Genomic DNA, 15,516 nt, shown 5'->3' with positions numbered 1-15,516 from the left:
AAAAAGAATGTTTAGAAAAGTAATGCCCTACCTGTTGGTTGTCGCTTTTTACGGATGTAAAACAGAGCCATCTCAAAAGGAGAATTCACAGAAAGAAATTAAGGTCGCTTTTATGGCGGATATACATTTTGCCGATGTCTATCCGAATTTAGACGAGAGCGACTTTAAAGGCATTTACGATAGTTTGCAAAACCGAAGTTCGTTACTAAGAACTATGAATGCGCAACTGTATTCTACCCGACTTTTTAACGAGAACTATTTTGCCTTTTTTGCCGCTTTGGATGATGCGGTGGCCAAAGGGATTAAAACCATTGCTTTGCCAGGTGATTTTAGTGATGATGGTCAGCCATTACACATAAAAGGTCTTAGAAAAATATTGGATCGCTACGCTGTCGAATATGATATAGAATTCTTTCTTATTAATGGAAATCACGACCCGACCACTCCTTTTGGTGATGAAGGAGGGAAGTCCGATTTTTTAGGTGCGAACGGGAAAGCCCAGCCACTTACGAGTGAGATGGGAAAATACATGGCCAATATGGCCAATAAGGAATATCAAAACCCAACCCAAGTGGTGGCCGATTTACAAGAGTGGGGATATGCAGATATGGTGCAAGAGCTGCGTAACCATGGCTTTTTTCCAAAAGAGAACTATCTTTTTTGGTCCACTCCGTTTTCTGAATATTCGGTTGAAGAGTATACTTTTGAAAAAGCTAAAACGGCTTCTGATTTGGCGAGTAGGAATTACCGTTTAGAGACGTCTGAGGTGCTTCTGCCAGATGTAAGTTATGTGGTGGAGCCTGTAGACGGACTTTGGTTATTGGCTTTAGATGCCAATGTATACCTTCCAAAAGAAAATGGTGGTTTTAGTAATGCCGGAATTGGTTACAACGAAGTTTTAACACACAAAAAACATCTTATCCGCTGGACGGAAAAAGTAGTCAAAGAAGCAAACCGACTGGGAAAAACCCTTATCGCATATAGTCATTACCCCATGGTGGATTTTAATGATGGTGCTTCCAAAGGCATCGCTGCCTTATTTGGTGAAAAGGCCTTTCAAGCACACCGCATTCCGTCGGATTTGGTAGGGGAGACCTTTGCCGATATTGGCCTAAAAGTGCATGTGGGCGGTCATATGCATTTGAACGATACAGGGGTGTTCACTACAAAAAGAGGAAATACGTTGGTGAACATTCAGAGCCCGTCTTTGGCGGCCTACGTACCCGCGTATAAAATTATTACGATCAAGAACCCAAAACATATGAAGGTTGAAACCGTGGTTCTGGATGAGGTAAAAGGGTACGATATCTTCTTTGATGCGTATGAAAGGGAACATGATTTTCTAGCCTCTCATTTTGCCGATGAGGTATGGGAAAAGGATATCCTTTCCACGGCTTCGTATTTAGACTATACCAAAACGCACTTGCAAGAATTGGTACGCTTACGATTCTTACCTAGCGATTGGCCGGAAGAACTCGTTCAGCAGTTGCTCAACCGAAATGGTTGGGAGCTTTTGACCGCTTCAAATTCCGAAGAGAAAATTAAAGCCGAGCTTCAAAAAGAAGAATTGACCATAGAAGATTTCTCATCTTGGCAAGGAATGGACCTTATTGTTGACTTTTACAAGTTTAGGAACGGAGACGAACTTGCTAAAAGAGACATTGATGCTACACATTTAAAAGCGTATGAGTTTTTATTGGACCAATGGTCCCAAGAAAACAAAAATGATGAGCAACTTTTACTAAAGCAATTCGCATCAATATTTAAAAAGCAAATGGTAGGAGAGCCCTCAGAAAATTTTAGTGTAAACATAAGAACCGGAGAGTTGATTCCGTATTAACTCATAATTATATATTCTATTTTTTTTTGAATAAGGCCTTCTAATATCACTAAAATTAGCACGAGCTCGTTAAGAGAAATTCGCCATTTGTACGTAAATTCATACCATTCATACATTTTGAAATTCCGTGTAAACATTTGATTATTAAATTTATGTAAGTAACGTGGCTTGCTTGAAGCGAGGTTACTATTTGCAATTTATTACATATATGATTATGTGTGGTTATTGGCCTGTCTAATGGGAAAATGAAATCATATTCTTCCTCTTAAAAAGTTCAAATCACACATATTTATATCAGTTAGAGTATCCATTTGTTCCTAGTCTCTAATTGGTATCTAGGATAGTTCCCCCTGTAAAAACTATAGAATGTTTTTGATGTTCTCATCTCTGAGCATATCATAATCAACTTTTATCAATAATTTTTATAAACATGGGAGATGTAATCACCACCGAATTAGAAAAGGAGCTTGTTTTTCATAAACTGGTTGACGAAAATCAGCAAATAAACGAGAAAGAAATCACCCTACAATCATGGATAGAGCGTGACGAAGATTTATCGAACGAATCCGTCTGTGGAATAGACCAACGTCAAAAAGTTTTGGCAACCTTGCAAATGCCGTATATGGCTATTTGCAAATTGTACATGAAAGCCAAAAACGGACTGAATTATGTAGGTTCTGGTTGGTTAGTAGCAGGAGACCGTTTGTACACTGCTGGGCATTGCGTTTACAATAAAGGCACAGGTGGGTGGAAAACATCAATTATTGTTATACCCGGTAAATGTGGATATTCAGAACCCTACGGCAGATACGAAGCAACGGAACTTATGGCTACTCAAGGATGGATAGATGGTGCCTCGCCAAGATATGATATGGGAGCTATTAAGATTGACAGACCAGTAAGCCATAACAGTTTTATTACTCCAGCCATGGAAGACCCCAATATTGCTGAAATCTGTGGGTACCCTGCGGATCGGGACAATGGTATTTTTCAATATAAAATGTCGGACAACTTGGTAAAAGAGCACGGCCGGTTTTTATACCAAGCGGATACTTTCGGTGGGCAAAGTGGGAGTCCGCTTTTGAGGAACAGATGTATTGGCGTAGGTATTCACAATTATGGAGGTTGCCCTAACAAGTCCTCAGATTTATATCAAGAATTTATTGACGGGGTTGCCAATTGGTAAAATCGTAGGTATAGCATATTTCTAACCTCAAAAACAAAAAGTAATGAAAACATTGCGTAAAGGCAGTTTTGATTTCTCCGTTTCATTCTTAAAAAAACTATTGGGACGGTCAGGGTATCCACTGGAAATTTCTTCGGATTTTGATGCACTTACACATGAAAAAGTGGTACAGTTTCAACGTGCCAATTTTCTTGATGTAGATGGAATTGTTGGCAAAAATACCTGGCAGAAATTAATGCTTACTGGCTATGATTTTGGATGGGGCACTACAGATTATATTCTTGAAGATGATGAGTGGATGCATGATTACACGGAGAAGGACACCATCTATTTACACCATACGGCAGGACTGCACAGACCCGATTATACTATTGGTTGGTGGGAAAACGATAATAAACCGGGAACTTTAAATAGAGTAGGCACCTCTTTTGTTATTGGTAGAAAGTCATTGGAAGGTGATGACATGTTTGATGGGGTAACTTACAGGGCTTTTAATGAAATGTTCTGGGCACATCATTTAGGTACAAAATTAAAAAACAATACACTGCTCAACCAAAAATCTATAGGTATTGAAATATGCTCGTTGGGGCATTTGAAAAAAAGTAGTGATGGTCAGTTTTATTTTCAGAGTAACTCCAAGAAAATAGCCGTGCCAGAATCAGAGGTTTGTCAGTTGAACACGCCGTGGAGAGGGTACCAATATTTTCAAAAATATACCGATAAACAAATCAAGGAATGTGAGCGATTGATACTCACACTGGCTACAATTTTTGACATTCCCGTAAAAAACCTCAAATACGATAGTTCTTGGTTTGATTTAAGCGAAGAAGCCCAAAACGGAGAACCGGGAATATGGACACACTGCAATGTGAGAACCGATAAAACGGATTGCTTTCCGCAACCGGAGTTTATAGAAATGTTGAACGGACTCCATACCGCATACCAAAATTTTGAATTGGATTACGCCGAGCTGGAATCTACGACTATGGGAGCTCCCAATGAGTTGAATAAAGCCGTATTGGAAAATTATGCAGAGGATTTAGAATTGATTGACAATTAATAACCACTTGTAACGCTGTAGATTATGGATGATAAACTAAGGGAGTTAGCTGAAGAATCCTATTCAAATTATGCGAGTGTCTTAAATGACATAGATCGCATAAAAACGGATATAACCCATGTACGCCAGGGGAAAGTAGAACTGTCTGAAATTCAAACCGATACTGAGCGATTATCCAATCGTATTTCGCGAGAAGGAACAGCGGAACTTCAGGCATTAGAACGCATTAACGGGGAGGCCAATTTTCAGGATATCCGTATCATTCAGCGTATTGTAGAATTGTCTCGGGCCGTGGGTAGGATCACCACCAATTCCAGGTTGGGCAACACAGGTTACGGTACCGGTTTTTTGATTGCTCCAAACCTCATTCTTACCAATAACCATGTGTTAGGCACGGCGGAGACGGCAAGAAATTCTACCATTCAATTCAACTACGAGTTAGATCAATTTGGCAACCCTAACAAATCTGAAAGTTTCAATTTATTGCCGGATGAATTCTTTATGACTTCGCATTATAAAAAAGATGCCGGTGACCCCTATAGCGGCCTGGATTTTACCATTGTTGCTGTAGAGAAAGTGTCTAATGAAGGCACGCCAATCAGTAATTTTCCTGTCGCCCGATTGGATAAAAAATTGGGTAAGATAATTGATGGCGAAAACTGTGCAATCGTACAGCATCCGAAAGGGGATTACAAGAAAATAGTCATGAAAGACATTCGCATGCTGGTACTTAAGGGTGATTTTCTCATTTATGAATCGGACACGCTTCCCGGTTCGTCCGGTAGCATGGTCCTTGGTTTGGGAACTGGCGAAGTAGTGGCCCTTCACCACAGTGCCGTACCCAGAAAAAACAGACATGGGCAATGGCTAAGAAAAGATGGCTCTGTAGTACAGCCCGGAGACCCGGATAATATGATTGACTGGATGGGGAATGAAGGTATTCGTATCAGCAGTATTCTGAATATGATAGCGAAAATGCCTGTTAGCAAAGCGATGGAAAAATACAAATCGTCTTTGGTGGGTATTGTAGATACAAATATAAATGCAAACCCTGTTCATACCGAAAATAAAACTACACTATCAAAACCGTATGTTATGAATCGTTCAGAAAGTGCATCTAAGCAAACGCAATATTTTGAGATTCAACTTTCTGAGGTAAAAGAAATGCAAAATGACTGGAAGGAGAATGCCAGCAGTTTGGTTCCAGGGCTTGTTTTGAGCGAACCTCTATACCCAATGTCCACGGAAAAGGCACATCGGAACTTTTTTTACATCCATGTAGAATCAGATAAAAGTCCGTGGGAAGTTGCGGCCGATCTAGAGGGGCTTCCACAGATTGAAACCTGTACTCCCGATCTAGAAATGTCAACGGATATTAAACCGGGGCATTACGGGCGATGGTCGGGAAATGAGAGTTTGGAATCTTTGGATGACGGTACCGCAGACTGGGATAAAAGTGAAGGAGATTTTAAAATAAAATGGGCCAATGCCCATTTGGTAAAAGACTTGATTCAAAATGGCAAAAGTCAAGAATACAGAGAGTGGAACAGGACAGCCATAAAATTACCTAAGGTAAACTTGGACGGAATAGCTGTAAATGGTCCAAAGGTAAAATTAGTACAGTTAGATACGGGCTATACGGACCATTCCAAGGTTATGGGCGGTTATAATTTACTGCAGGACGAAGATTTTATTGATGGCGAAGATGCTCGTGATGAAATGAGTGTTGGTGTATTGCGGCAACCGGGCCATGGCACACGAACTGCAAGCATTGTTGTTGGTAAACGTTCTAACGGAGCTATTAAAAATGATGGGAACCAAGGGGTGGTGGTCAGTGAAGAGGACAAGGCTTTGGTAAAGGTAATCCCATACCGGATTTCTAAGTCGGTAATCTTGATCGGTAGGGGGCGGAATTTGTTCAATGCAGTTTCTCAGGCCATAAACTCCGAAGCTGATATTATTTTTATGTGCATGGGCAGTTATCCGAGGCCTATGATCTATAGTATTGCGAAGACGGCCTATGAACGGGGAATTATTTGGGTCTGTGCCGCGGGCAATATGGTAGAATCCGTAATTGCTCCTGCGGTGTATCCGGGTACTATTGCAGTGGCCGCAACAAATCCTAACAATGAGCCTTGGCGGTATACTTCGTATGGTCCGGCAGTAGATATTGCGGCACCAGGCGAAGATGTGTATGTTCCTTTCAAGAACAAACGCCAAGAAGATATTATGGTCTTTGGGTCCGGAACCAGTTATGCAACGCCACATGTTGCCTCTGCAGCTGCTTTATGGAAGGCCCAACATTCCGATTTTCTTAAAAAGCATGTAAAAGAACCTTGGCAAATTGTTGAACTGTTTAGAAAACATTTAAAGGCTACCGCAGAAAAAGACCCTAACCATAACGGCGGTAAGTGGGATGAAGAGCGATTTGGTGCCGGAATTTTAGACGTAGAAAAATTGCTGAAACAAAAAATGCCCGTTAAGGCTAATGACATTGAAAAAATGTTTACAAGTCTAGAGCATGCCTACCGTGGTAAGGAAAAGTCTGCTCAGTGGGATTTGGGCGTTCGGGAAACGGTGCACTTTTTATGGAATACGGCAAGGAAAAAACTGACTCCTGGTTTTGAGAGTACAACGGCTCAGGAAGCGCTGACCGAAAGAGCACGGATAAGTGTAGCAGCCATGACTGGTAGACCTGTAAATAAAGTTTTTGAGAGCTATGATCAGTTTGATGAAGATCAAACGGAAAGATTACTGAAAGTATATTTTGAAAGTTTCAACTAAAAATCCAATTTCATGAACAATTACTTTGACCTACATATTCATCCACTGGCGAAAAATCACCTGGCTCTTAAACCTAAGGAAACCTCTGAAAAAAACAGGATTGAAGACTTGGTTGGTCCAGTCTCAATGTCAAAAGACTTTAAAGATTACACCAATGAAACGGTACTTAGAAAGTTAGAGAGCCAAAGTTGTATTGATTATCTAAACGAGGGCATGGTTCGTTTTGGGGTAGCATCCGTAAGCGCTTTACAATTTGGTATGGCTTCAAGTAAAGGTTTTTTTACCGATATTTTAAAAAGCGGCTTGAAAAAGCCCATTGCCGAACCATATTTTGAGATGGTCAAAGAAGGCAAGGTATCTTATCTTAATCTACTGCTGAAGGAAATACAGCAATATATAGACCTCAAAGAAAAATGTGATATTAAATATCTAAACCGGGGTAATGCCCATGAGCTCAACGAATCTGTACTTAACTTGGTTTTTGCTATCGGAGGAGGACATAACCTTTGTATGAAAAAAATAGGGAATGCATTAGAGTATGATAAGTTTGAAAATTTTACGAAGGGTGATTTTTATGACCCCGGCACGATCCCATCTAAGAGCCCTGCCGACGTTCTGGAGTGGCTGGTTGACAAAATGAGAGAGAAAAAATTAGAAGTTCTCTATCTCACTTTAGCACAACTTACCCATATCCCCGAACAACATTTGGCAACACACGCTTTTGGAACAAAGTCTATGAAGCATCCTTCATTTTACCCATTTGGCAATGGGTTGACTGAGCTTGGTAAAGAAGTGGTCAAACGTGCCTCTACGTTGCAAATTGAAGCCGAGGACACTGATAATAAAACTCTCGCTAAAAAGAAAGGAAAGAGTGAAGTAATCATGCAATCTGCTCCAGTGTTCATAGATATTACCTATTTGAGTTTAAAATCTCGTGAAGATCTATATGAGTTCCGAAGAAAAGAAGGTTTTGAAAAAATACCGTTAATAGCTTCTCATATTGGGGTAACCGGCTATTCTATTAATGGCTGGAAACATAATCTTGAGGTTGAAAAATGTAAAAACCATGTGGATCAAGGTATAAAAACCATCAAAACGTATACCCGGCCCAAAGAAGCGGGTTATTGGGGGGCAAATGATAAAAAGGGATTTAATTTCAATCCGAATACGATTAATTTAATGGATGAGGATATCATAGAAATAGCCAATAGCGGAGGACTTATAGGTGTGGGTTTAGATGTAGATATTTTGGGCTATGATTCCAATTTAATGAACGAAAAGGATAATTGTGAGTTTCTGACCACTCCTGATTTTATCCACTTTTTCCCCTATAAAAGTATACGACTTCTTGAGTATGCTACCGCCGAAGAAATACGGGCCCAAGAGTCTTGGCTAGAACCGAACCGACGAGAGCTGCATCCATTGAGCCTTTGTTTTAATATCGTTCATATTTTGGCGGTTATCGGTCTAAAGACTGCACATAAAGATTCAGCCGAAGAATACATTTGCATTGGCAGTGATTTTGATGGTTTTATTGAGCCCCTAAGAGTTTGTAGCGACAGTAGAAATTTGAAAAATTTAGAAGCTTGTCTAATGAAATGGTTGCCCGTAGCTGCCAAGGAATATCAGAAAGTAAACGGAGGTACAAACGACCTCTTTGAATTTACCAAGAAGAAAAAGGATTTGGAGAAGGTGGTGAGAAAGATACTGTATATAAACGGCTCAAAATTTTTAGGAGATAACTTTTCCAGAATAATTTCTAGCAATGATGCGCCTAATGTAGAGCTGGTTGATTAATGTGATGAAAAAAGAAAGTTTCTCTAAGAATAATGAAAAAGGATGAACAATAATAACGTGACTTCAATAGCTGTTTTGCAGTTTGTGATTGCTATAGCTTTGCTCATTGCCTACGGCTTCTTTATCTATTTTTTAATAGGAAAGGTAGATAGTGGCGACCCAAGCTGGAGCCGGTTAATTTATTTGTTTTCTGGGGTAGAGGCCACTGTTTTTGCTGCGGTGGGGTTTCTATTCGGAAAAGAAGTGAACAGACAGCGAGCTGAAAAAGCGGAAACCGAAAAGAAACAGGTAGAGGAACAAAAGGAAAAAATCAAAGACGAGAAAGTAGCGGAACACAATAAGGGACTCGTTCTTGGTGCAATGATTATGCAAGCGCAAGGCAGTCAAAATAAGTCAATGGAAAATAGGGGTCTGGAAATGGAAATATCTTCGAATGAATTGCAGAGCATTGCGGAAAAAGCAAAACAACTGTATCCGGAGCTAAACAGATAATTCTTAGTTTTTTCGCTCTCGGGTAAGATTATAGGTAAGTCCAACATAGATGCCCCATTTGGATTTTTTATAAGTGGGGACTGCGGTGGATTCTGCGGGAACGTACAAATTTCCATTCTCGCCTTCCACACTATTTGAGAGTACATCTAATCGCGCTAACGAAGCTCCCGCATTTATGCCTATGAGCTGCTCTCTGCCGATTAATACACCGGCTCCAAAAAGATATCGGGTAATGCCATCCAAAGGAGATACCGCAGCGCCAGCATTCAATCCACCTCGTAGGCCCGTTTTAAATTGATAACTGAAATGCGCAAGGGCACCAATGGAAACATCAAAATTACTTCCATTTTCTTCTAGTATTCGGTTTCGCCCATCATCCTGACTTTCTAAATAATATGATTTTTCGTTGAGGTTGTTATAAAAGAACCCTGTTGAAAAATCGAACTTAAAACCACCTTTCTTTGTAAAAAATTCGATTTTTTTAGTAAAAATCGTGTCGTTCGTAAATGTATTGATAAGCGTTATTTTTGCTTCCATAACATCTTTGGATGCCTTTAGCAGTTCTGGAAATTGCTTGTAGTTTTTCATCTCTGTAGAACCCACAAGAAAATCAAAATATCTTAAGCTCGTTTCTAAATCTATAGCTTCACTCAACACCTCCAAATAGGAAGAATACAGAATTAATTCATTAACTACACCAGAATCTATACGCAGGTCAGAATTCTCAATAAGCGTCTTATAATAGTGTTTAGCACTTTGGATGTAATGGTAGGATTGAGCCACACTGTTTCTCAATACATCATAATCTACTTCTTTTGGTTTTAGGATATCCGGAGTGCTATTAAAAACCTGGTTGAGTTCACGTAAATGAAACTTTGCTTTCTTTTGAATGCCTTTGACCATATCCAGCGTTCTAAACTCAGCATTATCATTGGAGGCCTCGTAAAGTGCATAGGCACGCTCCGTAAGTGAATCGAGTTTTTTAACATGTTCTAGCGCCTGCTTGTAAACAAGGTTATACTTAGGGCCTGCGCTTTCTTGAGACATGAAACCCAGAATACCGGAATCAGGAATTTTAAGTAAAAGCGATTTTAGCAAATCCGGTGTGCTGGAGGTTAGACTGTAATCGGTCGTTACAACTACGATATCAACAAAAGCGGTGTTGATTCCTGTTATTTTTAAATCGTAAAACTGATTCGCTTTAAGGTCGTCCGTATTTACATGTTCTAATTCTTTTTTTGCTAAATCGGCTTTGAACGTAATGGTTTCCTGTGCCTCTATTGAACAACAAAAGAGGCAGGAAAACCATACTAATGGAACTATTTTTTTCATAAGGGGTTCTTTTAATATAGAGTTTAAGTTGTTATACAACAGCAGCGCTATTTATGGTATGAAAAGGCATTACTAAATGTATGGGTGTACCATTAATATCCACAATACATTTGTTCCAAGCCATTTCATAGAGCTTTTTTAAATCCCTGATATCTGCATCGGTCATGACACTTTTTGCACCATAATTCATAATAGAAAAAGGTTTGTGCTCCCCAAATATTTCCGATGGCCAGGCCTGCTCGCTGATTTTCGCAAAAAAATGGCGAAGCCCAAAAATGTGTCCCAATTCGTGCATCATAGTCTCTAACTGTTCTTGTTTCGTTTGCTCGAACATCTTCGGGTAAATCACCAATTGATGCCGTCCACTATCGGGAAAAAAGGCACTTGCCAGAACGCATCCGTGAGCGTTACAATTATCGGACGGCGATACATGTATCTGAAAATCGGAATTGTCCGCATTCTCATTAAAACGAACTGGAACTGCATCGCCCCACCCTAATAGGGCTTCGCCCAACAATTCCCGAACGTAGGTTTTTATACCTTCAGGGTTCTGATAGTAATACAGGGCAGTTTCGTCAAATGTCCAACGTAAAACCTGATGTTGTGCCCAAAGGGGAATGAACCCTTCACTGGCATCCACCAAAATTTCAAGTGGAGACCGGTCTCCAGGCGTGGAATGTCCTGAGCGGTCCGTGGCACAAATAAAGTTATCCCCGTACTTGTGTACGCCAGATTGCCCGTTTTCCATTAATTCTTCTTTGCTTTTTTGAGCGAATAGCTCTTTTGAATTTGTTTTCTTTCCCATAATATGTGTATTTAGTTATTATAATTTTTGACCTCCAGAGGCCAATAATTTGCTAATTAGGGGGATTAAAACGCCTAGTCCGCCCAGTGTACCTACTAGGGTTTCAAAATCTTTTAGTAGTTCCGGTTTTCCTAAACCAATGAATACGATGACGGTTATAATGACGAGATAAATTAGAATACGGGTGTTGGCCCAAGTACCTTTGCCACGGTTTTTGTTTTCTAGACGTAAAGCTTCATTTAGTGATACCGAAGTCATTATGAAATTCTTAAAACTATAATTAAAGATCTTGGGGCGATCGTGCCATACCACAAGGCCTTTTTTCATCAGTGAGAAAAGAGAGTTCCTGTTTTTAATGTTCATAAAGCCGTCTTTCGCCAAATCGTACAGAAGATAGCGCTCCCTTGTGGGTAGGGTGTTCCAAATATCGTTATAGTACCCATGGGCAAGGTTTTGGGTATGCATGACCATGCGCTGCCGGTCCAAACGATGAGGTTGATTTATGATGTGTGGAGTGTTGTAAAGTGATTTTACTAAAACAACGGGAGCTAGAGTGGGCAGAAATTTACTGTACCCTAATTCATCCGTGAGCATAGAAATATCTTCTGCAGATGGGTTTTGATTAAGCTTGAGCCCGAAATCTAATTTTTTAGATATTTTTTCTATGTTTTTAGTGATTCCTATCAAAACTTGGGGAAATGCACTTAGAATGTTTCGCCATGAATTAAAATCGTCCTGAAGTCTTCCTAATGAATGTTCGGCCTCTCCTTGGGCGGATTCATACATGGAAAAAATCTGACTAGGATATACTTCGGAAACCAAGATAATACGTTTACGCTGAGAAATTAAAAAGAGTATAACCTGGAGTTTGGTATGGTTGGCGTCGAAAGATTTTATGTTGTGTTCCAAATGTTCTATCACATATGCTTCATAATCCTCATATTGAAAATCGTTTTGTCCTTTTTGAAAGGTACTGGAAAGAACGCCAAGGTTCTCCCCAATATCAGAGCCCACCGGCATGTGTTCGAGCTGTAACATAGAAAGTGTTGCTATTCTCAGGTAACCGGCATCGGTTAGTATTTCTTTGGCAAAAGTTTGCTTTCCACAAAAAGGTGGTCCAATAAGAAGCAAGCCTGAATTGGATTTTTCATCGTGAAGAATTTGTCCAAACTTCTCGATATACCCTTCTTTTTGATTCGTGTCAAAATCATTTGGTTCTAGATGACGAAAGCGGAAAGCAAAGAAACGATCGGAAAAAAATAGGATCAAAGAGAAAAGGACTGCCATTATAATGACTACTCCAATAGTGACTAGCATTATGAATTGAAAGGGTAGGGGATGTTCCTGTTTTGCAGCGGGTTTTTCAGAAATTAGAACCGCTTTATTGCTATCTAAGTAATTTATATGAAAAGTTTTCTTTTCATTATCGGTTGTCCAGGATAAGTCATGTGCGTAATTATAGACCATACCTTGAAACTCGTTGATGCGTACATCGTACGTAGGCCGGATGTTCCATAGAAAATCCTCTAGAAATAATTTATTTTTATTGGGCGGTGTGCTGTGGCTCGGGGTTTCCTCTAGGGTAAATGTTTCATGATATTGTCCAAGGTTTAAATGTTCTTTGTGAAGTTTAGCGAATTGTTCGTTTTGATTATTAAAGGCGGGAAAACTGGTCTCCAGAGATTTTTCCTTATCCATAAACCTCCTAGCCATATCTATTTTATCTGTTTTGGACCATATCTTATCGTTTAAAAACTTGGCATTTTTAAAAATTATGTATGCAGGGAAGATTGTGGATAGTAATAACCAACAGAATAGGAATATAGCGTACCAATACCTGTAACCAATGCGTACGCCTCCGTTCTTTTTTTGAATGGAGTTTCCAGTTTTGTGAAGGATGGTATGGGCTTTGTCTTTGAGATTGGTAACTAATTTTATGTTTTTGGATGATTTGTTAATGTAGATAAAAGCTAAGAACAAGATTTGTACAAGAAGGGAAGGAAGTACGTAATTTACTGCATTTTCATTTGCCTTGCAGGTTAGGACATTGAGGAAAATTATGGCCAATACTAGAATGAGGTCCCGTACCTTGAACTTAAAATGACTATTGTCTTTAAAGGGATGCAAAGTGTAGAATATGATGAGGTAAGCATAAATGGCCAGCAGAAGGCATAATATATAGGCAGTGGTGGGATCTATGAGAAAACTAATTGCAAAAGCCCCCGAAACAAGAATGATAAGTATTGCCGAAAGTAGAACGTAGGTAGTCTTTAACGACTTTTTGGGAGTTAAAAACTCAAACAAAAAACGGTCATATTTATAAAGTCCCAATTTGGGATTTCGGATGATGAGCGAAAGGATGGTGATTATCAATATTAAAATAAGCGCCAATACAATTCCAATGCACGAGAGTGTTAGAACCTCTGAAATTTTGGTGCGGAGAAGTCCTATATCATAGAGGGTAATTACGCTTAAATTGGTGTTTGATATGGGGCTTATGCAGTATAGTTGCCCTTCATCTCTATAATTTACCATACCATTGGACTTTGTTCTAGACCGCATGGCCGCCTTTATTTTGCTGTTATACCTGCTAACATTTAGAAAATTTTCTAAGGTGGCCCTGCCTTTTTTTGAATGAAACCAGACTTCCCCGTCTTCATCTACCACAGCAAATTGGAAACCAAAGGGTAAAATAGCTTCATGTAACGATTTTAGTTGAGCGGCTCCTACCCTGAAACCGGAGATTGAATCCTTTTTGTTTTTTAATAGATAAATGGCTTCCTCGCTTTGGTCTTCAATGGACACCACAGGCCGCATGATATATTTAATTTTGTTGGCGGATGTATTTTGAAACCAGATATTTTTAGAATCAACATAATCCGTATAGTAAGGTCGGCTTCCGAGGTTTGTAGTGTTCTTAATGTTGTTTTTGTTAATGAGCCTAATGTGATACTTTACTTCCCCAGTTGTGGTATCAATTTTAGAAATGAACTTGTGGTTTTCTCGGTAGATTCCATTCACCTCTGAAATTGGAATAGATATACTATCGCTATTTTTTACGCTAGCTAGAGTATCTCTAGTTTGTTCTTCATTTGATAAGGACATCTCATAAAGAGAAGTTACATTACTTGTGTTTTCAGCCTCAAAACGAGTTTTTATTTCTTTGCTGAAATAGTCAAGCCTGTCTGGAAACTTGTAGTAGTAATCGTAATAATGGTTCATAAGGGAGAAGAACACAATTATTAAGATTGGGGCACCAATAATTACGGATATGCCGGACAGTATAACGTCATTGCTGGATAGCCGCTCATCTTCGGCAATAAAGAGCATTTTAAAATAGGGCATTCCAAAAAGGCCAAGCAATAAGAAGGTGGTTAACAACGCAATTATCCATGGGTCTAGTTTTCTTACGGCCTCGTTGTACCGTTCCGTTTCAACTAATCCATATATTTCAATATCAATATGTACGTTGGGATCTAAGGGGGTCTCATACACATATTTTCGTCCAAAGAGCTGATAAACTTCATTGCCTTTAGGAATGCCTATGGACATGCCAATGTTAAAAGGATTAAGTTTATTCAGGCTATCGGGAACTATAATTTGCCCCTTTAGGGAACTCAGTTCAATGATAGTGTCCCTTTGTTTATTTTGGTTAGGTTCTGGAGCTTTTTCAAAGATGACTATATACTCATCAAACCCCTGGTCAAATGGTGTGCTCTCCCTTATTTTGTGCTTAAGAGCTTTCCACACTTTAGGCCTTATTTTGTTTTTGGTAATAGAATCTCCTTGTTGTATCAAATCTTGGTTTTCTTTTTTTTCTGATACACTTTTTTTTGTGGCTCTATTTAATGGAGTTATCTTATTGGCAGTTTTCAATAGGTCATTCCACTTTAGGTCCGTTAACTCGTTGTTCTTTAATTTAAGTTCAGCAATTACCTCTTTGCTTTTGGAAATAGTATTGTATTCCGTAGCATAATATTTCTGAAAATCATTATCGAGTTGCTTTGTAATAATATCAAAATTGGCGTCTAAACTGCGCAATTTGGACTCGCGGTAATGATGTTCGTTGTTTTTAACGTGAGAGTAGTAAATAGCAAAAAATAACCCAATTATTATAAAGGCCACGGTAAGTAAAGTAAAGAGCCTTTTGTTCGCTGTAAAAGGCTTGCGAACTGTATTTCCTAATGTTGTAGTGGTAGGCATAGGTTCATGAACAAAAA

General features: G+C 39.3%; 9 protein-coding genes. 6 read left to right on the top strand and 3 right to left on the bottom strand.

Going from position 1 to position 15,516, the window contains the following annotated elements:
- The first annotated feature begins 7 nt into the window (after positions 1 to 7).
- The 6 genes from KO513_RS06880 (at position 8) to KO513_RS06855 (ending at position 9,159) form a co-directional block, all read left to right on the top strand.
- Positions 8 to 1,840, top strand: coding sequence for a metallophosphoesterase family protein (locus tag KO513_RS06880; protein ID WP_215912812.1), 1,833 nt, complete (start codon positions 8 to 10; stop codon positions 1,838 to 1,840).
- A gap of 430 nt (positions 1,841 to 2,270) precedes the next feature.
- A complete protein-coding gene (locus KO513_RS06875) occupies positions 2,271 to 3,026 on the top strand; it encodes a trypsin-like serine peptidase (RefSeq protein WP_215438302.1) in 756 nt (251 codons plus the stop codon).
- A 43-nt stretch (positions 3,027 to 3,069) separates the two neighbouring features.
- Positions 3,070 to 4,086 carry a peptidoglycan recognition protein family protein gene (locus KO513_RS06870; protein ID WP_215912811.1) on the top strand — a complete coding sequence of 339 codons (1,017 nt, stop codon included), beginning with the start codon at positions 3,070 to 3,072 and terminating at the stop codon, positions 4,084 to 4,086.
- 24 nt (positions 4,087 to 4,110) lie between these two features.
- Positions 4,111 to 6,870: a S8 family serine peptidase gene (locus KO513_RS06865; protein WP_215912810.1), complete on the top strand. Its 2,760-nt coding sequence runs from the start codon at positions 4,111 to 4,113 to the stop codon at positions 6,868 to 6,870.
- Positions 6,871 to 6,882: 12 nt separating this feature from the next.
- Positions 6,883 to 8,667, top strand: coding sequence for a hypothetical protein (locus KO513_RS06860; protein ID WP_215912809.1), 1,785 nt, complete (start codon positions 6,883 to 6,885; stop codon positions 8,665 to 8,667).
- Between the two features lie 42 nt (positions 8,668 to 8,709).
- Positions 8,710 to 9,159: a hypothetical protein gene (locus tag KO513_RS06855; RefSeq protein ID WP_215912808.1), complete on the top strand. Its 450-nt coding sequence runs from the start codon at positions 8,710 to 8,712 to the stop codon at positions 9,157 to 9,159.
- Positions 9,160 to 9,162: 3 nt separating this feature from the next.
- Here KO513_RS06855 and KO513_RS06850 read toward each other — a convergent pair whose 3' ends face one another.
- From KO513_RS06850 to KO513_RS06840, 3 genes are read right to left on the bottom strand one after another with little or no spacing between them, the layout of a single operon-like run.
- Positions 9,163 to 10,491: a hypothetical protein gene (locus tag KO513_RS06850; RefSeq protein ID WP_215912807.1), complete on the bottom strand. Its 1,329-nt coding sequence runs from the start codon at positions 10,489 to 10,491 to the stop codon at positions 9,163 to 9,165.
- 31 nt (positions 10,492 to 10,522) lie between these two features.
- Positions 10,523 to 11,296, bottom strand: coding sequence for a matrixin family metalloprotease (locus KO513_RS06845; protein ID WP_215912806.1), 774 nt, complete (start codon positions 11,294 to 11,296; stop codon positions 10,523 to 10,525).
- Positions 11,297 to 11,314: 18 nt separating this feature from the next.
- Positions 11,315 to 15,499, bottom strand: coding sequence for a hypothetical protein (locus tag KO513_RS06840; RefSeq protein ID WP_215912805.1), 4,185 nt, complete (start codon positions 15,497 to 15,499; stop codon positions 11,315 to 11,317).
- Positions 15,500 to 15,516 lie beyond the last annotated feature (17 nt).

This window comes from Zobellia sp. B3R18, assembly GCF_018860715.1.
Taxonomy (GTDB): Bacteria; Bacteroidota; Bacteroidia; order Flavobacteriales; family Flavobacteriaceae; genus Zobellia; species Zobellia russellii.
This window is presented reverse-complemented; position numbering and strand designations above follow the sequence as displayed.